20 protein-coding genes are annotated in these 18,829 nt (G+C 65.6%); 10 read left to right on the top strand and 10 right to left on the bottom strand.

Annotated features, from left to right (window positions below; translation table 11 throughout):
• Positions 1 to 15: 15 nt before the first annotated feature.
• Positions 16 to 3,705 (bottom strand): nitrate reductase subunit alpha, encoded by a 3,690-nt coding sequence (locus A5791_RS11555; protein WP_067235857.1) that lies wholly within the window; start codon positions 3,703 to 3,705, stop codon positions 16 to 18.
• A 291-nt stretch (positions 3,706 to 3,996) separates the two neighbouring features.
• Positions 3,997 to 4,389: a (deoxy)nucleoside triphosphate pyrophosphohydrolase gene (locus A5791_RS11560; RefSeq protein ID WP_067235861.1), complete on the bottom strand. Its 393-nt coding sequence runs from the start codon at positions 4,387 to 4,389 to the stop codon at positions 3,997 to 3,999.
• Between the two features lie 464 nt (positions 4,390 to 4,853).
• Between A5791_RS11560 and A5791_RS11565 the strand changes: the two genes are divergently transcribed.
• Entirely contained in the window at positions 4,854 to 5,216 is a 363-nt protein-coding gene (locus A5791_RS11565) for a DUF4189 domain-containing protein (RefSeq protein ID WP_067235865.1), read from the top strand.
• A 263-nt stretch (positions 5,217 to 5,479) separates the two neighbouring features.
• Positions 5,480 to 5,764, top strand: coding sequence for a 4a-hydroxytetrahydrobiopterin dehydratase (locus A5791_RS11570; RefSeq protein ID WP_067235869.1), 285 nt, complete (start codon positions 5,480 to 5,482; stop codon positions 5,762 to 5,764).
• Here A5791_RS11570 and A5791_RS11575 read toward each other — a convergent pair.
• Positions 5,761 to 7,050, bottom strand: coding sequence for a mannosyltransferase (locus A5791_RS11575; RefSeq protein WP_067235874.1), 1,290 nt, complete (start codon positions 7,048 to 7,050; stop codon positions 5,761 to 5,763). The genes A5791_RS11570 and A5791_RS11575 overlap by 4 nt on opposite strands.
• A 177-nt stretch (positions 7,051 to 7,227) precedes the next feature.
• Here A5791_RS11575 and A5791_RS11580 point away from each other — a divergent pair, with 177 nt between their 5' ends.
• Positions 7,228 to 7,986, top strand: coding sequence for a hypothetical protein (locus A5791_RS11580; protein WP_067235878.1), 759 nt, complete (start codon positions 7,228 to 7,230; stop codon positions 7,984 to 7,986).
• A 7-nt stretch (positions 7,987 to 7,993) separates the two neighbouring features.
• Complete coding sequence (locus A5791_RS11585; protein WP_156661163.1) at positions 7,994 to 9,121, top strand: hypothetical protein; 1,128 nt, start codon at positions 7,994 to 7,996, stop codon at positions 9,119 to 9,121.
• Positions 9,122 to 9,173: 52 nt separating this feature from the next.
• On the opposite strand, the gene A5791_RS11590 is transcribed toward A5791_RS11585, so the two are convergent.
• Complete coding sequence (locus A5791_RS11590) at positions 9,174 to 9,320, bottom strand: DUF1059 domain-containing protein (RefSeq protein WP_067235884.1); 147 nt, start codon at positions 9,318 to 9,320, stop codon at positions 9,174 to 9,176.
• Between the two features lie 21 nt (positions 9,321 to 9,341).
• Positions 9,342 to 9,917, bottom strand: coding sequence for an HhH-GPD-type base excision DNA repair protein (locus A5791_RS11595; protein ID WP_067235888.1), 576 nt, complete (start codon positions 9,915 to 9,917; stop codon positions 9,342 to 9,344).
• 107 nt (positions 9,918 to 10,024) lie between these two features.
• Between A5791_RS11595 and A5791_RS11600 the strand changes: the two genes are divergently transcribed.
• Positions 10,025 to 10,678: a nitroreductase family protein gene (locus A5791_RS11600; RefSeq protein WP_231995865.1), complete on the top strand. Its 654-nt coding sequence runs from the start codon at positions 10,025 to 10,027 to the stop codon at positions 10,676 to 10,678.
• 59 nt (positions 10,679 to 10,737) lie between these two features.
• On the opposite strand, the gene A5791_RS26465 is transcribed toward A5791_RS11600, so the two are convergent.
• Positions 10,738 to 10,911 (bottom strand): DUF5302 domain-containing protein, encoded by a 174-nt coding sequence (locus tag A5791_RS26465; RefSeq protein ID WP_156661165.1) that lies wholly within the window; start codon positions 10,909 to 10,911, stop codon positions 10,738 to 10,740.
• Positions 10,912 to 10,933: 22 nt separating this feature from the next.
• Positions 10,934 to 11,377: a PPOX class F420-dependent oxidoreductase gene (locus A5791_RS11605; protein WP_067235893.1), complete on the bottom strand. Its 444-nt coding sequence runs from the start codon at positions 11,375 to 11,377 to the stop codon at positions 10,934 to 10,936.
• 56 nt (positions 11,378 to 11,433) lie between these two features.
• Here A5791_RS11605 and A5791_RS11610 point away from each other — a divergent pair, with 56 nt between their 5' ends.
• Together A5791_RS11610 and A5791_RS11615 are read left to right on the top strand one after the other, a co-directional pair.
• Positions 11,434 to 11,958, top strand: coding sequence for a DUF1697 domain-containing protein (locus A5791_RS11610; protein ID WP_067235896.1), 525 nt, complete (start codon positions 11,434 to 11,436; stop codon positions 11,956 to 11,958).
• On the top strand, positions 11,955 to 12,788 hold the full coding sequence (locus A5791_RS11615) for a class I SAM-dependent methyltransferase (protein ID WP_067235899.1): 834 nt from the start codon (positions 11,955 to 11,957) through the stop codon (positions 12,786 to 12,788). Before A5791_RS11610 ends, A5791_RS11615 begins: the two co-directional genes overlap by 4 nt.
• Positions 12,789 to 12,795: 7 nt before the next feature.
• Here A5791_RS11615 and A5791_RS11620 read toward each other — a convergent pair whose 3' ends face one another.
• Positions 12,796 to 13,161, bottom strand: coding sequence for a GntR family transcriptional regulator (locus A5791_RS11620; RefSeq protein WP_067235902.1), 366 nt, complete (start codon positions 13,159 to 13,161; stop codon positions 12,796 to 12,798).
• Between the two features lie 37 nt (positions 13,162 to 13,198).
• On the opposite strand from A5791_RS11620, the gene A5791_RS11625 reads away from it, so the two are divergent.
• The gene (locus A5791_RS11625; protein WP_067235904.1) at positions 13,199 to 13,912 is read left to right on the top strand and encodes an NAD-dependent deacylase; all 714 of its coding nucleotides are present in this window, start codon (positions 13,199 to 13,201) and stop codon (positions 13,910 to 13,912) included.
• A gap of 248 nt (positions 13,913 to 14,160) precedes the next feature.
• Entirely contained in the window at positions 14,161 to 15,012 is an 852-nt protein-coding gene (locus tag A5791_RS11630; RefSeq protein ID WP_067235921.1) for a hypothetical protein, read from the top strand.
• A 49-nt stretch (positions 15,013 to 15,061) separates the two neighbouring features.
• Here A5791_RS11630 and A5791_RS11635 read toward each other — a convergent pair whose 3' ends face one another.
• Complete coding sequence (locus A5791_RS11635) at positions 15,062 to 15,721, bottom strand: bifunctional 2-polyprenyl-6-hydroxyphenol methylase/3-demethylubiquinol 3-O-methyltransferase UbiG (RefSeq protein WP_067235907.1); 660 nt, start codon at positions 15,719 to 15,721, stop codon at positions 15,062 to 15,064.
• Between the two features lie 60 nt (positions 15,722 to 15,781).
• Positions 15,782 to 18,124, bottom strand: a complete 2,343-nt coding sequence (locus A5791_RS11640) for an MMPL family transporter (protein ID WP_067235924.1) — start codon at positions 18,122 to 18,124, stop codon at positions 15,782 to 15,784.
• A gap of 278 nt (positions 18,125 to 18,402) precedes the next feature.
• On the opposite strand from A5791_RS11640, the gene A5791_RS27465 reads away from it, so the two are divergent.
• Positions 18,403 to 18,534 carry a hypothetical protein gene (locus tag A5791_RS27465; RefSeq protein ID WP_156623035.1) on the top strand — a complete coding sequence of 44 codons (132 nt, stop codon included), beginning with the start codon at positions 18,403 to 18,405 and terminating at the stop codon, positions 18,532 to 18,534.
• The last annotated feature ends 295 nt before the right edge of the window (positions 18,535 to 18,829 follow it).

Genomic DNA, 18,829 nt, shown 5'->3' on the forward strand with positions numbered 1-18,829 from the left:
GCGTCGCTCGTGCCATCAGTAACGCACCTCCTGGCTGCGACGGCGTACCACGGTCACCTCGTCGCGCTGGTTGCCGGTGGGACCCAGGTAGTTGAACCCGAATGAGTGCTGCCCGTAGCCGCCGGCCAAGTGGCTGGGCTTGATTCGTACCCGGGTCAGCGCGTTGTGGTTGCCGCCGCGCTTGTTGTTGGTCTCGGTACGTGGCGTGTCGACGGTGCGTTCCTGTACGTGGTAGACGAACACCACGCCGTCGGGCATGCGGTGCGAGACGATGGCACGGCCCACGTAGATGCCGTTGGCATTGACCGCCTCGACCCAATCATTGTCGCGCACATTGATTTTCGCCGCGTCGCCCGGGCTCATCCACATGGTGGGACCGCCGCGCGACAACGACAACATGTAGAGGTTGTCCTGGTAGGTGGAATGGAATGACCACTTCGAGTGCGGCGTCAAATACCGCACGGTCAGCCCGATGCCGTCCTCGGTGGGGCCTAGCTTCGGCTGGTCGAACAGCCGGGCCATGTCCAGCGGCGGCCGATACACGGGAAGCTGTTCGCCGAGCTCTTCGATCCAGTCGTGGGCGAGGTAGAAGTGCATCCGGCCGGTGAGGGTGTGGAACGGCTTGAGGTGCTCGATGTTGATGGTGAACGGGGCGTAGCGGCGGCCGCCGGTTTCGCTGCCCGACCATTCCGGGCTGGTGACCACCGGGACCGGGCGCGCTTGGGTGTCGGCGTAGGTGATGCGCTTTTCCTCACTGCCCTCGGCCAGCTGGGCCAGCCGCTGTCCGGTTCGCTTTTCCAGCTCGAGGAAGCCCTCGACGGCGAGGCGGCCGTTGCAGGTTCCGGACAGGGCGAGTATCACGTCGGCCATCCGCGCGGCGGTGGTGATCGCCGGGCGGCCCGCCGCCGCACCGGAATTCATCACACCGAACTTGGCGGCCAGCTCGCTGACCTCACGGATAGGATGGACGGTCACACCCTTCACGGTGATCCCGAACTGGTCGACGAGCGGCCCCAGCGTCACCCACTTGTCGTAGATCGCCGCATAGTCCCGCTCCACCACGGTGACCTTGCTCATCGTCCGGCCCGGAACCGGCGTGTCGTCGCTATGCAGCCAATCACGTTCGGTGCCATCGGGATACGCCATCGCGTCAGGGGTGTCGTGCTGCAGAGCGGTCAGCACGACGTCGTTGCGGGTACCGAGATGGCGGCGGGCCATGGCGCTGAACACCCGGGCGATGGTGCCGAATGCCTCGAAGTCCGTACGGGTTTCCCACGGAGGATCGATCGCGGGACTGAACGCGTGCACGTACGGGTGCATGTCGGTGCTGGACAGGTCCTCCTTCTCGTACCACGTCGCCGCCGGCAGCACTATGTCGGAAACCAGCGTCGTCGTCGTCATCCGGAAGTCGATGGACATCAACAAGTCGAGCTTGCCTTCGGGGATCTCGCCATGGCGGTCCACGTCACTGGGCAGCACGCCGCTGTCCCGCGGTCTGGCCGCGCTATTGGAGTCGGTGCCGAGCAGATGCTTGAGGAAGAACTCGCCGCCCTTGCCCGACGAGCCGATCATGTTGGCCCGCCAAACGCTGAGCACCCGTGGCCAGTTGGCGGGGTTGTCCGGGTCGGTGACGGCCAGCTTCAGCTTGCGCTGAGCGAGTTGTTCGGCGACGTACTCGCCGGCGTCGCGTCCGGACTCCTTCGCCCCGTCGGCGACGTCGAGACTGGACCGGTCGAACTGCGGATAGAACGGGCTCCAACCCATCGCCGTCGCCGACGCCATCACGTCAATCGTGTGCCGCCCGTCGAACCTGCCGCGGCCCAACGGGCTGGTCAGCTTGGCCGCGCCGTAGGAGTCGTAGCGCCACTGGTCGGTGTGGACGTACCAGTACGAGGCACCGGGGACCTGCCTCGGCGGACGCGACCAGTCGCTGGCATTGGCCATCGTCTGCCACCCGCTCAGCGGCCGTACCTTCTCCTGGCCGACGTAGTGCGCCCAGCCGCCGCCGTTGCGTCCCATCGATCCGGTCAACAGCAGCAGCGCCAGCACCGAGCGGTACATCACGTCGCTGTGGAACCAGTGGCAGATGCCGCCGCCCATGATGACCATGGATCGCCCGCCCGATTCCTCGGCATTGCGGGCGAACTCCTTGGCGACCCGGATGGCTTGGGCCGCAGGAACTCCGGTGATCGATTCCTGCCAGGCCGGAGTGTTCTGCTGGCTCGGATCGTCGTAGCCGGTGGGCCAGTCGCCGGGTAAGCCCTCCCGCCGCACTGAGTACTGGGCCAGCATCAGGTCGAACACCGTGCACACCAGATGCTCGCCGACCCGGCGCACCGGCACGCCACGTGTGACGCTCTCACCGTGCCCGTCGATGGTGTCGAAGCTTGGCAGGTCAACGAGTTTCGCTTCGTCAGCGCCCTGTCCGCGCTGGACGGTGAGGGCCGGCACCGTCGCGCCCAAGTCCAGGTTCCACTTGCCCACACCGTCTTCGCCGAAGCGGAATCCCAGGGAGCCGTGGGGTATGACGACCTTGTCGGTGGCCTCGTCGACCAGTGCGGGTTTGAAGGCCGCATTCTCGACTTCCTCACCAATGTCGGCCGCCGTCAAGAACTTTCCAGGCACCAACGTGTCGCCGCGCTGCTCCAGCTTGATCAGGAACGGCAGATCGGTGTAGCGGCGGACATAGTCGACGAAGAACGGGACCTGGTTGCGCACATAGCATTCCGAGAGGATCACATGCCCCATCGCCATGGCCAAAGCGGCATCGGTACCGGCGGCGCACCGCATCCACTCGTCGGCAAACTTGGTGTTGTCAGCGTAATCAGGGCTGACCACAACGACTTTGGCGCCTCGGTAGCGGGCTTCTGCCATCCAGTGCGCATCGGGCGTGCGGGTGATCGGGACGTTAGAACCCCACATCATCAAATACGATGCATCCCACCAGTCTCCGGATTCGGGAACGTCGGTCTGGTCGCCGAAGACCTGCGGCGACGCCACCGGTAGGTCGGCGTACCAGTCGTAGAACGACGTCATCACGCCGCCGAGCAGTGAGACGAACCGGGACCCGGCGGCGTGGCTGACCATCGACATCGCCGGAATGGGTGTAAAGCCGGCAATTCGGTCCGGGCCGTACGTCTTGATGGTGTGCACGTGGGCCGCGGCGATGATCTCACTGGCTTCCGCCCACGTCACCCGGATCAGCCCGCCCTTGCCGCGGGCCTGTTGGTAGCGGCGACGGCGCTCGGGGTCGGCCTGGATATCGGCCCACGCCAGCACCGGGTCACCCAGGCGGGCTTTGGCCTCACGGAACATCTCGATCAGCACACCCCGGGCATAGGGATAGCGGACCCGGGTGGGCGAGTAGCTGTACCAGGAGAACGACGCCCCGCGGGGGCAGCCGCGCGGCTCGTACTCCGGCCGGTCCGGGCCTACCGACGGATAGTCGGTCTGTTGGGTCTCCCAGGTGATGATCCCGTCCTTGACGTAGATCTTCCACGAGCACGAACCCGTGCAATTGACGCCGTGCGTGGAACGGACCACCTTGTCGTGGCTCCACCGGTCCCGGTAGAACACGTCACCTTCACGCCCGCCCTGCCGGGTGACGGTGCGCAAATCCGGCGAGATCTCGCCCGGCGTGAAAAACCGCCCGCTGCGCTCCAGCAGCTCCTCGATCACTCCCCCCACGTGAGGTGTGACGGTCAAGAGATGGTCCCCCTAGCTGCTAATACTTCCCCCTGCCGCCCGGCCCGACTGCATGATCCGGACAGGACCGACTTTGAAGCTCGCGCAGCCATTGCAGGCGCAAGCTTCGGTGTGAAGAGACGCCAACATGCGGCGTGGGACACGCCGCCGCAGAAAACCGTCGGGATCACTGCCGACAATCCAAATCCAGGTCAAGTGTTTGTATGGCGTACGGTTCCATTTTGCCATTCGGCAGCTGCATCCGCGCTGTGGACAGCCTGAATGAAAGCTGTGTGGTTGTTTCGAGGTTCCTCAAAGAGCTCGCGCCAAATCCCGCAGCCAGCCACGGTCGGCGGGCACCCAGTCGACATCGGGCAGTTCGGCCGCCGTCACCCAGCGCAGCGCCCGGTGGTCATGGGGATGGGGTTCGCCGCGAAGGAGTCGCACCAGGTAGGCCCGCAGCGTGGTGGTGTCGTCAAGCGGAATGTCGTCGCCCAGACGGTCTCCCACCGCGACGTCGCCGACGTCGACACCCAACTCCTCCGACAGCTCGCGGGCCAGCGCGTCGCGCTCGGTTTCGCCGCGCGCGACCTTGCCGCCCGGAAGTTCCCAGCGGCCCGCCAGCTCCGGCGGGCGGGCCCGTTGCGCCACCAGGACCGTCGAATCGCAGATGACCGCGCCCGCGACAACGATCTGGGTCGGCATGGGCAGTCACGGTATACGGTCCGGGACACCAGCGCGCACGGCCGTTCACATCGTCGCGGCCGGCGCCCGGTGTGCCTGGAATCGGACGAATTTCCAGGGCGCGAGAGCGACTGACGAGATCCCGGTATCAAGCTGTTCGAATGAACGCCGCGATATTGCTGTAGAACCCGAAACGCAAGTCGCAGCGCGGGACTCGCGGAATTCTGCGTCCGCCCGGCTACTCTTCGGTCGCATCTCCTTGAGCCCGGAATTCTGATGATCCGACTTAGCCGGCAAACCTCAGCCGTGTAAGACGGCGTTTGCAAAAGAACTGTACGGGTGATGTCGGAAGCGGGCGGACGTTGAAACGATGAATTTTGCAAAACACGCCGCCGATTACTTGTCTCAGAGATATGGTGCCGACGTACGCACTTCGGGGATGGATACCGAAACATAGAAGACATCAACGCTGAAAGGGGCCTCACATGAAACGATTCGTTCTGGCCGCCGCCGTCGGTGCCGGGCTGAGTGTGGGACTTGCCTGCCCCGCGAATGCCGCCGGTAATTGGGCCGCCATCGCCTACTCGCCGACCGCAGATTACTCGTATACGTCATACGGACCGCAGTCTCAGTCCGAAGCCGAGCAAGACGCTCTCAAGAATTGTTCCGCCAAAGGCAACGACTGCAAAATTCTGGCCTCATCGGCCAACTGTGTCGCCTTGACGGACGACGGTAAAAGTGTGCACGGCGGCTCAGGTACCACCGCTCAGGAAGCCGTCAACGACGCGCTTGCCCGCAGCGGGAGCGGCGCCAAAGTGCGGGCCAGCAAGTGCTCGACTGATCCCTAAGTCGACAACTTTCGTATTTCACCCTGCCGGGTGTCTTCTGGTTTGTCGTCGTCCGAAAGGACGGGTCAGAACGGCATGCTCTAAGCCATTGAGCCGTTATGTTTCGACGAATCTGTTTACACCTGCACGTATTCACGCAGCGCGCGGGCTCACCTGTGTTAGGTTGCCGCTCTGGCGGGTAGGTGGTTACGTATAACAGTATTAGTTCGTCACCCTGGGTTTCGTCGTTTTTCCCGGGATGGGTACATCACACAGGGGTTTAAATGGCTGTGTTATCGGATGAGGAAGTAGACGCCGCCCTGCCCGACCTCAACGGCTGGGAGCGTGCCGAGGGAACTCTGCGCCGGTCGATCAAGTTCCCAAGTTTCATGGACGGCATCGACGCCGTGCGCCGGGTCGCCGAGCACGCGGAACGGAAGGATCATCACCCGGACATCGATATCCGTTGGCGGACAGTGACTTTCGCTCTCGTTACACATTCCGAGGGTGGCATCACGAAGAACGACGTGGAGATGGCGCGCGATATCGACGGTATCGTCGGCGGCTAGGAGTCAGCCCGCACAGCGGGTCGCCCGGCATCTGGACGCTCAGCGGGGCCTTCCCGCCTTCCGGCTGTGGCAATCCATACGAAGGTCGCCAGCGCCGCGACTATGTAGACTAGCCCGGCCCAGGCCAGACACCAGGGCCTGCTGACCACCCAGATGTTGGGTTGGGCGAAGCTCAGCAACCACGGCACGCCGATGATCGTGAGCGCCAGCCACCCCCAGCCGATCATCGCCGCGCCGGGGCGTGCCCGCAGCGGCCCGTGTATCAGCCACATCATCAGCGGCACCAGCCATACCCAGTGGTGGGTCCACGAGATCGGTGAGAGCAGCAGCCCGAACAACTCGACCACGAGCAGCTTGCCGAGGCGGTCGTCGTCGTCCAGCGCCCGCCACGCCAGGATGGCCAGTACCGCGGTGACCGCGATCGCCGTCAAGACCAGCGGGCCGAAGCCCGCGTCGTGGCCCAGGATGCGCGAGATGCCCCCGCGCCAGGATTGGTTGAACGAGGTGCCGATCGGCCCAACCCGGTGCGCGTCGCCCAGCAGGTCGGTGAAGTAGTACCGGGCCTGATCGCCCACCACCAGCACCGACACACCGACGGTGGCAAGAAACACAACTCCGGAAAACACGGCCGCCCCCCATCGCCGAACGCCGACGAAATAGAGACCGGAGATCGCCGGCGTCAACTTGATCCCGGCCGCCACGCCCACCAGCAGACCCGACAGCCACCACCGCGTGCTGTAAACCGCCCAGAGCACCGCCACCATCAGGAAAACGTTGACCTGCCCGTAGTCGAACGTGCTACGCAGTGGCTCGATCCACATGGTGACGGCCGTCCACAGCATCGCGATCCGGTGCGAACCGCCGCCCAGCAGCCGCTGAGTTATCCGGATCGCGCCGTACAACGCGGCGATCGTGGCGACCTGCCACAAAAAGGCAACCAGGCCGAACGGCAGCAGCTGCAGCGGATAGAACACGATCGCTGCGAACGGCGGGTAGGTGAACGGCAGCGGGAAGTCCGGCGTCTGGTCGGCGTACACGTAGCTGTACAAGGTGCCGGGGTGGTTGAGCGCCGCCGCCCCGCCGAGGTAAACGTGCAGGTCGACGAAGTTGGCGCCGTGCGGAGCCAGGTACGTCCAGGCCAGCCGCGCTGCGATGCTCACGATCAGCAGCAGCGGCGCGGCGACGCGCAACCAAGTTGCCAGCCGCCGGGTGATGGGTGCCGCCGGGGCGGCCTGGGTGGTGTCTACAACCAACGACTTTAGCGATCGCGACGGGCCCGATCGCATTCCGCGTCGTCACCGGGCCGCGTGGGCGAGGCGGGAACTTTGCCGATCGTCGCGGCCTGGTCACTGCCACCACACGTATGCGTAACGATCGAATAAATGCCACACGTGTCACTTGAGTCACTTCCGTATCAAAGTAACTTCAGCGCCGGGATCAGTCATCAACAACCAGGGAGAGTCATGCCAACCATCTGGACCATCGTGCGGGCAGCCGCCGTCGTAGTCGGTTCGTCAGCAGCTCTGCTGACCGGCGGTATCGCCCACGCCGACCCCGCGCCCGCACCGCCGCAAATCCCGAACATTCCGCAGCAGCTGATCAGCTCGGCGGCCAATGCGCCACAAATCTTGCAGAACCTCGCGACGGCCCTCGGCGCCACTCCGCCGGTTGCGCCGCCGTCGGCCCCCGGTATCAGCGCCACTCTGCCGGGCGTCCCGCCGGCCGCGGCAACCGCGCCCGTGCAAGCCGCGGCTCCCACGATTCCGGGTATCAATGCTCCGATTCCGGGGATCTCGTCACCGGCAGCCGCCGCACCCACCCCCGCGCCGGCCGCGGCCCCCACCATTCCGGGGGTCAACGCTCCGCTTCCAGGGACACCCGCGGCCCCGGCCGCACCAGCGGTTCCGACTGCGCCGGCGGCGCCCGCGGCCCCGGCGATTCCCGGATTGCCCTCCATCCCTGGCCTGACCACCCCGGTTTCACCGGCCTCGGCCGCGGTTCCAGCGGCCACCCCGGGTGTGCCGCAGGCGAAGGTCGACATGCCGGCGTTGCCGCCGTACCTGCCGGTGAGCGTGCCACCGCAGATTTCGTTGCCGGCCGACCTGCCCGCGCTCACTTCGGGGGCAGTCCCGGGCGCACCGGCAGCGGGCACACCAGTAGCGGCTGCACCCTCGCCCGCTGCGGTGCTCGGGCCCACATCGCTGCTCTCGGCCCTGCCCTGAGCAGTTTGTGAGACGGCTAACCCACCAACGACGACCGGAGGACACCATGTCACGCACTTGGAATTTGTCCAAAGGTTTGGCCGTAGTTGTGACGGCGTCGGCCGCCGCGTTCGGGGAGAGCCCGAACGCGGCAGCCGACCCGGCGCCGCCGCCGAACCCCGCCGACCAGCTACCGGGCCTACCGGCCCTCTCGCAGTTGAGTCCGATAATTCAGCAGGCGGCCAGCAACCCGGGGCAGGCGACGCAGCTGCTCATGGCGGCCGCGCAAGCGTTCACCCACAACCCGGCCGCGCCCACGGAGTCCAAGAACGTGGCCGCGTCGGTGAATCAGTTTGTGCAGCAACCGAATACCGGCCCGGCGCCCGCCGTCGGGGCACAGCCTGACACCACGCACCTGCCCCCGGTGGGTGTAGTGCCCGGCACGCTGTCACACCTGCCGACAGGCGTCGACCCAAGCCACGCGGCCGGTCCCGCGCCAGCCGCGGCGCCGGCGCCAGTCCCGCCGGCCGGGCCGGCTCCTGCTGCCGTACCGCCACCGGTTGGGCAGGCGCCTGCGCCGGCACCGACAGCGGTCGTGCCGGCGGCGGCACCGCCAGCTGCCCCCGCCCCGGCCGCCGCGCCAGCGCCAGTCCCATCACCGGGCGGCGCACCAGCGGCAGCCCCTGCACCTGCGCCTGCAGCTGCGCCGCCGGCTGCCCCCGCAGCGGCGCCCGGTTTCGGCCCGGACGCACCCCCGACGCAGGACTTCATGTACCCCTCAATCGGCACCAATTGCCTTGGGGATGGTACGAATTCGATAGCAACCGCGCTATCGGTCGCGGGTCCTGCCAAGATTCCGACACCCGGCCCCGGCCCCGGCCAAACCGCTTACGTGTTCACCGCTGTCGGCACGCCTGGGCCGGCCGAGGAGCAAAAGCTGCCATTGAACGTCACGTGGGTGAACCTGACCACCGGCAAGTCCGGCAGCGCCACCCTGAAGCCGCGCTCTGACATCAACCCAGACGGGCCGACGACGTTGAGCGTGATTGCCGATACCGGTTCCGGCAGCATCATGTCGACGATCTTCGGACAGGTCACCACCAAGGAAAGGCAGTGCCAGTTCATGCCCACGATTGGGTCGACGGTAGTCCCGTAGCGACCGTTCCCCGCCGCGAGCGTCCGGGCTAACCGGGCGCTCGCGGCGCATATCAGTAGGCCATGAACAGAATTGCGTCGCGGTCGTACTCCAGTCCCGGATGAACCTCAGCCAGGTGAGCCTGCGTCTTTTCCACCAGGTCGTCCTCGTCCTTGCCGACCAGCGCTTCTCCGCAGGGACACGTCAGGTGTGTCTTCACGTTGCCGCCTTCCTTGACTTGCTACTTGGCCGCCTTCGCTGCGGCCTTCATCTGCTTTTTGTGTGATCGCACTTTTCCGAGTGATTGAGCATCGACGATATCGGCGACGGAGATGTGTGTGCCGGCCTTTCCGAATTCCCCGGCGGCGGCTCGCCAGCCCTTCGGCGTCACCCCGTACTGCTTGCCGAGCAGCGCCAGGAAGATCTGCGCTTTCTGCTCGCCGAAGCCGGGTAACCCCTTGAGCCGTTGCAGAAGCTCGTTGCCGTCGGGATCGCCGCTGCGCCACAATGCCGCAGCGTCGCCGTCGTAGCGATCCACGATGATCTGCGCGAGGGCCTGGATGCGCTTGGCCATCGATCCTGGAAAGCGGTGTATTGCAGGCCTTTCCGAGCACAGCGCGGCGAACTTGTCCGGGTCGTAGTCGGCGATCTCGCCGGCGTCGAAGCTTCCCATCCGGTCCGCGATCTTCTTCGGTCCCGCGAAGGCGGTTTCCATCGGCACCTGCTGGTCGAGCAACATGCCGACCAGCAACGCGAAGGGGTTGTCGTCCAGCAGCGCATCGGCCGCGGGGTCTTGGACAAGCTGCAGTTTCGGCACGCAGACAGTCTAGGACCCGTTGCTCTGAGGTTCTCCGTCCGAACCGACTTGCCGTCTCCTGCCCGTTCGGCGGCCCCTGGCCGGGCCGATCGTGTTGGATCAGTTAGATGACGCAACAAGCGCCTTTGACCATGCCGCTCGAAGAAGCGATGCGCACTCAACGTGCCATTCGCCGCATCAAGAGTGACCCGGTCGACGACTCGCTGGTGTTGCACCTTCTGGAACTAGCAATGAAGGCGCCGACTGGCTCGAACGCGCAGAATTGGGAGTTCATCGTCGTCAAGGACCGCAAAGTCGTCGCGCAACTGGGTCGTTTGAATCGTCGGGCCTTCAACGTCTACAGCGCGATCGGCACCCGCATCCTCGAGCGCCGCGGTGACGACAAGATGCTCCGGATTCAAAAGGCCGCCAGATGGCAGGCGGACCATTTCGACGAGATTCCCGTCGTCGTTGTGGCTTGCCTGAAAGGTGTTGTCGCGCCTTGGCCGCCGGTGGCGGTCAGCAGCGCCTACGGCTCCATCTATCCGGCGGTGCAGAACCTCTTGCTGGCCGCACGTGCGGCCGGTCTGGGTGCGGCCTTGATCACCCTGCCGCTGTGGAGCAAGACTCTGGCACGGCGCGCCCTGGGGCTGCCGTGGAATGTGACTCCCTGCGCGGTGATCCCTCTTGGCTGGCCGATCGGCAAATACGGTCCCACGACGCGGCGCCCTGTTGGCGAACTCGTCTCGCTGGACAAGTACGGCAATCGAGCGTTTCTATAGCCCCTGCGACAACGGGGTTGCGAGAGACGAGTTCGCCACTGCGGCAATAGCTCTCGCGACTAGCCGCTCTTGCGGCGGAACTCCCGGCGGCTCTCCACCGGACCGTGCGCCCGCGACTGTTTGCCGCCGCCGTCCTTATGATCCGATCCGCCCGCGGACTTCGACGTCTTGCGCTCCAGGGCTTCACGAAACTTGCGCTTGGTCTCGTCCTCCGGGGGCTTCGATTCAGACATACCGGCAGCCTAGCGCCGCGGACTACCGCATGCCCGGCGGAAGGCCGTATACGTGCGAAATCGGCAGGGTCAACAGCACCCGCCGGTCGGTGACCATCGCCTGCCGATATTCGTCCCAGTCCGGATGTTCACCGGCGATGTTGCGATACAACGCAATAAGCGCCTCGACGGTGTCGTCGTCGGGCGCAGCGGCCGGCGGGGTCAGTTCTGCCGTGCCCTCGGCGACGGCGTAGGACCACCCGTCGTCGGCGTCGACCAACAGCGAGGCTCGCGGGTCGCGGCGCAAATTGCGGGTCTTGGCGCGCGGCTCGGTGATCGACACCTGCACCGCTACCCCGCGCGGATCGAAGTGGTATTGCACATTCGACAGCTGGGGACGACCGTCGCGCTTGATGGTGGCCAGCACCCCGAGGGAGTTCCCACTGATCACGGCCAGCAGCTTGTCGTCGAAGACTTGGCGTCCCATGCCGAAAGCCTACGTCGCCGTTGCGCCATTCTCGGCAGCCCTGATGGAATCGGAACATGACTACGTATGCGGCGTTCCTGCGCGGCGTCAACGTCGGCGGCGTCAACCTCAAAATGGCCGAGGTGAAGGCGGCCCTGACCGACGCCGGATTCTCCGACGTGCGCACCATCCTGGCCACTGGCAACGTGCTGCTGAAGTCCTCCGCCGGCGTGGCGTCGGTGCGTAAGAAGGCCGAAGCGGCATTGCGTGAGAAGTTCGGCTACGACGCGTGGGTGCTGGCCTACGACATCGATACCGTGCGCGCCATCGACGAGGCCTATCCTTTCGAGCGGGAACTCGACGGATATCAGTCCTACGTCACGTTCGTCACCGACGCCAAAGTCCTCGACGAACTCGCCAAACTGGAAGCCGGGCCGAAGGAGAAGATCAGCCGCGGCCCTGAACCTCTGGGCGTCATCTACTGGCAGGTCCCTAAAGGCAGCACCCTGGACAGCCCCATCGGCAAGACGATGGGCAAGCCGCGCTACAAGTCGTCGACCACGACCCGCAATCTGCGCACCCTGTCCAAGGTGCTGAAATGAGCAGCCCGGAACCCGCGAAACAGAAGGTCACCCTCGACGGGGTGTCCGAGACCGCCCTGCTGACGCTGAACGCCCGCGCCGCCGAAGCGCGCCGTCGCAATCCGATCATCGACGATCCGATGGCGGTGGCCCTAGTGGACTCGATTCACTTCGACTTCGCCAAGTTCGGACCCACCCGTCAGGACATCGCCTTGCGCGCGCGAGCTTTCGACAACCAAGCCCTCTCGTATCTCGAAGAGCACCCGTCGGCCACCGTGGTGGCGCTCGCCGAAGGTCTGCAGACCAGCTTCTGGCGGTTGGAGGCAGCGCTTCCTGATAGTCAATTCCGTTGGCTGACAGTTGATTTGCCACCGATTATCGATCTCCGGGCGCGGCTGCTCCCGTCGTCGCCGCGGATCGCGGTCCGCGCCCAGTCCGCGCTGGATTACAGCTGGATGGAGGCCATCGACCCGTCCGACGGGGTCTTCATCACCGCCGAAGGACTGCTGATGTATCTGCAGCCCGAGCAGGCGCTGGGGCTGATCGCCCAGTGCGCCAAAAGGTTTCCCGGTGGCCGTCTGCTCTTCGACCTGCCGCCGCGATTCGTCAGCATGTGGAGTCGTTTGGGAATGCGCACCTCGCTGCGTTATCGGATCCCCGAGATGCCATTCAGCATGTCCGTCGAGGAGGCGGCCGAATTGGCGCATACGGTGCCGGGTGTGCGCGCGGTCCGCGATTTGCGGGTGCCCCGGGGCCGAGGTCTGTTGTTCGGCGCTGCGCTGCCGGCGATTTACCGCTTGCCCGTTCTCGGCATGCTGCGTCCCTACTTGACCCTGTTGGAGTTAGGCTGACCCGGGTTCAGTCGTCGGGCACGTTGGTGAGGTAGCGCATCGCGTCGGACTTCGTCAGCCCGAGCGCCTTGGCAACTTCGACGTATTCCTTGGCGGCAGCCGCCATGGCCGCATCGGTCGGGTCGAAGCGGGAGATGAAAGTGCCGAAGCGACCGCGCGTTTCGACGATCGCCGCCGACTCCAGCTCTCGGTAGGCGCGAGCCACCGTATTGGCTGCGACGCCAAGCTGGCCGGCGAGGTCGCGCACGGTCGGAAGTCGGGTCCCGGGCGGCAACGCGCCCTCCCGGACTCCCTCGATGACCTGGGTCCTGAGTTGGTCGAAAAGCGGCTTGCCCGCCTTCACGTCCACCCGTAACAAATCCCGCAGTTCCACGTGTCCAGTATCTACCAGGCACGGCTATGTTTGTGGGATGCGAGTAGCGGTGCTCAGCGGCGCGGGGATCTCCGCGGAAAGCGGGGTCCCGACATTCCGCGACGACAAGAACGGGTTGTGGGCCCGCTTCGACCCTTACGAGCTGTCCAGCACCCGGGGGTGGCGCAGCAATCCCGAGCGGGTTTGGGGATGGTATTTGTGGCGCCACTACCTGGTGGCCAAGGTTGAACCGAACGACGGGCACCGCGCCATTGCCGCCTGGCAGAACCATGCCGACGTCAGCGTCATCACCCAGAATGTCGACGATCTGCACGAGCGCGCGGGCAGCGCGCCCGTACACCACCTGCATGGCAGCCTTTTCGAATTCTGTTGCGAGCGTTGCGGTTCGGCGTACACCGATACGCTTCCCAAGATGCTCGAACCGAGCATCGAGGTGGAGCCGCCGGTGTGTCGCTGCGGCGGGCTGATTCGGCCCGACATCGTGTGGTTCGGCGAGGCGTTACCGCAGGGGCCGTGGCAAGCCGCCGTCGAGGCGACCGAGGCCGCCGACGTGATGGTGGTGGTGGGGACGTCGGCGATCGTCTATCCGGCGGCCGGGCTGCCCGAGCTGGCGCTGTCGCGCGGCACAGCCGTCATCGAGGTCAACCCGGAGCCCACGCCGTTGACGAGCAGCGCCACGATCAGCATTCGCGAATCGGCGAGTCGGGCCTTGCCCGGGTTGCTGGAACGGCTGCCCGCGCTGCTGAAGTAACGCGGCTTCATCGAGCCTGCGGTCATGGCGCCGAGCCTGCGCTGGCGGCGCCCAGCCTGCGTACAGGGTCAACAATCGCGGCGAACTCACGCCCTCAGCGCAGTCTCGGCGCAACAGACAAGTACCGCCCGCCGAGCCTGCAGTGATGGCGGCGAGCCTGCACACAGATCGCGGTTCGTCCACAACATCGCGCCCTGAGCGCAGTTTGGATCGGGCTTATGTCGGTCCGGTCGGCGAATCTGCCGGCCATGACCAGAGACGAACCGTTTATCGGCAGTGAGGCCATAGCGAACGGAGCACTGCGACGCCACCAGTTGCGATCTCGATTCCGGGCCGTGTTTCCCGACGTCTACGTACCTCGCAATGCGCGATTGACCTTGCGCCACCGCGCGGTGGCGGCGTGGCTGTGGTCGCACCGCCAAGGTGTGATCGCAGGGCTCACCGCGTCCGACTGGCACGGCTCCAAATGGGTCGACGATCGCCTGTCCGTCGAATTGATCTGGTCGAACGCACGGCCGCCGCGCGGGATACGAACTCACGACGTGCGGTTACGGCCAGACGAGTATGGCCTGGTCGCCGGGCTACCCGTGACCACTCCGCAACGGACCGCGTTCGACATCGGTCGCGATGGGCCGATAGGAGCCGCGGTGGCCCACTTGGATGCGCTCGTTCGGGCGACCGGCATCAAGCTCGACGATGTCGTCGAAATCGCCGATCAACACCGAGGCGCACGCGGCCTGCGGCAATTGGAGACGGCACTTGGGCTCGTCGACGCGGGTTCCCAGTCGCCGAAGGAGACCTGGTTGCGGCTGTTGCTCATCGAAGCGGGCCTGCCGCGGCCGACCACTCAGATTCCGGTTGTTACGCCGGCCATGGAGTACCACCTCGACATGGGGTGGGAGGAGCCGATGGTCGCCGCCGAGTATGACGGCGAACAGCATCGCCTCGATCCCTGGCAGTACAAGCAAGACATGCGACGCAGGGAGGCAATAGATCGGGTCGGCTGGATCGTCGTTCGGGTGATCGCGGGGGATCGTCCGGCGGAGATCGTCGCGAGGGTCCGCGGTGCGCTCGAATACCGCGCGGCGAGTCTGCGGTAGTGGCGCCCAGCCAGCGCACAGGGTCAACAATCGCGGCAGACTTGCGCCCTCAGCGCAGTTTCGGCGTGGAGGAAAGCAGCGCCCGTCCTACCGCTAATTCCGATACCGGCAATGGCGCCCAGGCCGGCAATGTCCACTCCCGCCGAGAGCTGGCCAGTTCGAATCCCGCGTTCACAATCGAACGCTCGGTATGACGATGCGTGTGGCAGTTTCCCAACAGCCTCGGCCAGAACGTCGCGTCGACAAACTTCTGCATTCGTCCCCGAAAGCCGCCGCTGGCGACGTGTTCGAGATACCGCAGTTCCCCGCCCGGTCGCAGAAACGATTGCAGGCGCCGTAGGACTTTGTCGGGCTCGCTCACCGAGCACAGCACAAGCGAGCACACGATCGCGTCGAACGGCTCCTCTTCGCTGAACTGCTCAACCGTCTGGTTCAGTACGACCACCGGAACGGGCGCGCGCGCCGCAGCCTTGTGGGCCTGGGCTGCCAGCCGGTGCTCGGGCTCGAGGGCGACGACCTTTTCCACGGACTGCGGATAGAAGGCGAAATTCGTCCCGATGCCTGCACCGATCTCCAGCACCCGGCCCGTCAGGCCGGCCAGATTCTCCCGTCGCAGGGCTCGCACCGCCTCGGTCTCATGGCTGGCGACGAAGGGCCAAATCCGGGCGAAGAACCGGTTGTCGACCTCCGATGCCGCAGTCGCCGTCATACCGATGACTCCTTTTGATGGTGTCGGTGCACTCCGTGGAGCGGCGGGTTCATCGACACCTTAACGGGTCAAAGAGGCGTGCACGTGTTGCGTCGTCACCTCGGCGGGCCCGGGAACTTTCGGCTCTCGAGCGGGCGCGACACCCGCGCCGCCCTCGCTGACGCCGAACCGCTCGTGCATCCACGCCAGCGGCCTGGGCGCCCACCAATTCCACCGTCCCATCACGTGCATGAACGCCGGTACCAGGACCATCCGGACCAGCGTGGCATCCGCGAAGACGGCAAGGGTCAGGCCAAGACCGAACATTCGCATGAACGACACGTGCGCGGCGATCAGCGCCGCAAACGACATCGACATCACCAGGGCGGCCGCGGTGATCACGCGACCGGTACGGGCCACGCCCAGCGCCACACTTTCGTCGTTCGCGGCGTGAGCCTCGGCGGGGCTCGGCTTCGCCGGCCGGGCGGCTCCGGAAGCCAACCAGTACTCCCGGATCCTGGAGACCAGGAATACCTCGTAGTCCATGGACAACCCGAACGCGATGCAGAACAACAGCACGGGCATGTTGGCCACCAGCGTTCCGCTCGGCGTCGTTCCCAACGCACCCAGGTGCCCGTCCTGGAAGATCCACACCAGCGCCCCGAATGCCGCGGTCAGCGACAGCACGTTGCACACCAGCGCCTTCGCCGGCAGCACCACACTTCCGGTCAGCAGGAACAGCAGCGCGAACGTGACGGCGGCCATCAGCCCCAGCACGGCCGGAAGTCGTTTCGTCACCGCGTCGACGCTGTCGCGGTTGACCTGCGCGACGCCGGCCATCGCGACCGGCCGGCCACCGGGACCGGGCACGGCGTGTAAGCGTTCGAGCTGGATGTCCGATGCTTGCGAAAACTCCGCAGCGGTGCTGTTGACGGTGAGGAATGCGCTGCCGTCAACCAGCCCGCTGGCCCCGGCCGGCGGGCCCCTGCGCTGCCCGGCAGCGAACGTTCCCGTCGGGCCGGTCACTGAGGCCACGTCGGGGACGCGCGACAGGTCGGCGGCGTACCGGTCCAACTCCGCCGGACTCACGTCGCGGACGTCGGGCACAACGATGGATGTCGTCATCGCTGGGTCGTGCGCGAAGTTGGTGCGCAACTGGTCACCGAGTTGGTGCGACGACGCCGAAACCGGCAACACCCTATCGTCCGGGAAACCCCACTTCACCGCGAAGAACGGCAGCCCGAGCAGCAGCAACACTCCGGCGACCGCTAGACCGACCGGCAGCCAACGGCGCATCACGAACTTGCTCGACCGGTACCAGAACATGTCCTCGACACGCTTATGCGCCGCGCCGTGACGGGTGAGCACCCGCCGCAACAGCCGCCGCACGTCCAATGAGTCCAGCCGCGGACCGAGGAGCACGATAGCGGCCGGGGTTATCACGATCGCGGCCGTCGCAACGAAGGCCACCGTTGCCACGCCGGCATAGGCAAACGACTTGAGGAAGTACATCGGGAACAGCGCCGTCGCCGACATCGACAACGCCACGGTGATGGCCGAGAACAGCACCGTGCGGCCGGCCGTCACCATGGTGCGGATCAGCGCTTCGTCTCGGTCACTGCCTTCGGCCAACTCGTCACGATAGCGACTGATGATCAGCAGGGTGTAGTCGATGGCCAGCGCCAGGCCCAGCGCGGTACTCAGGTTGAGCGCGAAGATCGACACCTCGGTGGTGAACGTGACGAGCCGCAACACGGACATCGAGCCGACGACGGCCAGCGCGCCCAGGGCCATCGGCAGCGCCGCCGCCAGCATCCCTCCGAACACCCAGACCAGGACCAGGAAGCTCATCGGAAGCGCGATCATCTCCATGATCAGCAGGTCGGCCTGGTTCTGCTTGTTGATCTGGGCGTACTGCATCGCTGCGCCGCCGGTGAGCACGGTGACACCGTCGCGATCGTGAACGAATTGCTCGGACAGCGTTTGGGCGTTGTTCTGAGCGTTGTTCTCGCCGCCCTTGATGTTGACCACGATCAAGCCCGACCTGCCGTCCTTGCTGACCAGGCCGGCGGCAGCCTCGGGTGGCGCTGACGCAGGCATGGTCCAAGGCGAGGAGACCTCGTACACCAGCGGCGACCGTTTCAGATTCCCGACGATGTCGGTGCCCACTTTGCGGGCCGGTTCGCTGTCAGCGCCTCCGGGTGCGGTCACCAATATCAGCAGCTGCTGACCGCTCTGCCCGAACTTGTCGCCCAACAACCGGATAGCGCGCGACGACTCGGAGTTCGGGTCTTGGAAGCCCCCGGGAGACAGGCTCTTGGCGACCGGGAGGCCGAACACCGCGGCGCCGACGAATACCAGGATCGCGATCGCGACGATGCGCCGTGGGGCCGCGATGGCCAGCAGTGCGATCCTCTGCAGCATGTCGAGTTCCTTCCGCTGCGGCGCGGGAGATGCCGGCCGCACGCGCAACCGTGCAGTGGTCTGCGATTAACTGAACAGGTGTCGAACAGACCCCTGCTTTCAGGTACGACGGCGGCGCCCCGGCGGTTCACCGAGCTGCCGGAATTGGCCGGAAATGCCGCCGAGGGTCGGCTGCCGGCACTGCTGGGCGGCCTCACCCTACCGAGCGGTAATAATTGCCACCATTTTCCGAATCGTGACTCAAAGAATCCTTAATAGCGACTCATAGGCTCAGGGTCATGTGGATCGACGAGACGAGTGCCGACGTCATCAAGGCTGACTTCGAGGCTCTCTACCACGGCGACATGCTGGTGGAAGGTGAGACTTCAGAGCAGGTTGACGACTGGCACCCGCTGCCTACAGCAAGCTGAGCACTCAGATGGGTATGTTCGCGCGGCTGCTTATAGCCAACCCCCGAGTCCAGCAGTGGTTCCGTCGCTAGCTTCGTTTGTCATATGAAGGCCCCCCGCAGTGCGGGGGGCCTTCGTTTTCCCCGGCGAGCAGACGCAAAATCGCATGAAAACACCGGTTTTCATGCGATTTTGCGTCTGCTCGCCGGGGAAAACGAAGGCCCCCCCCCCAGACGGGGGGCGGGATATGACAAACCAAGCTAGCCCCCGCCCCCCCGCGGGGGGGGGGGGGTGGGGGTAACCCGGTCTCATATGA

Source organism: Mycobacterium sp. 852002-51163_SCH5372311, from assembly GCF_001667115.1.
Lineage (GTDB): Bacteria > Actinomycetota > Actinomycetes > Mycobacteriales > Mycobacteriaceae > Mycobacterium.

Bases quoted from the DNA above. Each gene is read 5' to 3' on its own strand.
- A5791_RS11580 (WP_067235878.1), top strand. From the start codon at position 7,228: ATGCCAACCATCTGGACCATCGTGCGGGCAGCCGCCGTCGTAGTCGGT.
- A5791_RS11630 (WP_067235921.1), top strand. From the start codon at position 14,161: ATGACCAGAGACGAACCGTTTATCGGCAGTGAGGCCATAGCGAACGGA.
- A5791_RS11570 (WP_067235869.1), top strand. From the start codon at position 5,480: ATGGCTGTGTTATCGGATGAGGAAGTAGACGCCGCCCTGCCCGACCTC.
- A5791_RS11575 (WP_067235874.1), bottom strand. From the start codon at position 7,050: ATGCGATCGGGCCCGTCGCGATCGCTAAAGTCGTTGGTTGTAGACACC.
- A5791_RS11640 (WP_067235924.1), bottom strand. From the start codon at position 18,124: ATGCTGCAGAGGATCGCACTGCTGGCCATCGCGGCCCCACGGCGCATC.
- A5791_RS11560 (WP_067235861.1), bottom strand. From the start codon at position 4,389: ATGCCGACCCAGATCGTTGTCGCGGGCGCGGTCATCTGCGATTCGACG.
- A5791_RS11625 (WP_067235904.1), top strand. From the start codon at position 13,199: ATGCGAGTAGCGGTGCTCAGCGGCGCGGGGATCTCCGCGGAAAGCGGG.
- A5791_RS27465 (WP_156623035.1), top strand. From the start codon at position 18,403: ATGTGGATCGACGAGACGAGTGCCGACGTCATCAAGGCTGACTTCGAG.
- A5791_RS26465 (WP_156661165.1), bottom strand. From the start codon at position 10,911: ATGTCTGAATCGAAGCCCCCGGAGGACGAGACCAAGCGCAAGTTTCGT.
- A5791_RS11605 (WP_067235893.1), bottom strand. From the start codon at position 11,377: ATGGGACGCCAAGTCTTCGACGACAAGCTGCTGGCCGTGATCAGTGGG.
- A5791_RS11565 (WP_067235865.1), top strand. From the start codon at position 4,854: ATGAAACGATTCGTTCTGGCCGCCGCCGTCGGTGCCGGGCTGAGTGTG.
- A5791_RS11635 (WP_067235907.1), bottom strand. From the start codon at position 15,721: ATGACGGCGACTGCGGCATCGGAGGTCGACAACCGGTTCTTCGCCCGG.
- A5791_RS11610 (WP_067235896.1), top strand. From the start codon at position 11,434: ATGACTACGTATGCGGCGTTCCTGCGCGGCGTCAACGTCGGCGGCGTC.
- A5791_RS11600 (WP_231995865.1), top strand. From the start codon at position 10,025: ATGACGCAACAAGCGCCTTTGACCATGCCGCTCGAAGAAGCGATGCGC.
- A5791_RS11615 (WP_067235899.1), top strand. From the start codon at position 11,955: ATGAGCAGCCCGGAACCCGCGAAACAGAAGGTCACCCTCGACGGGGTG.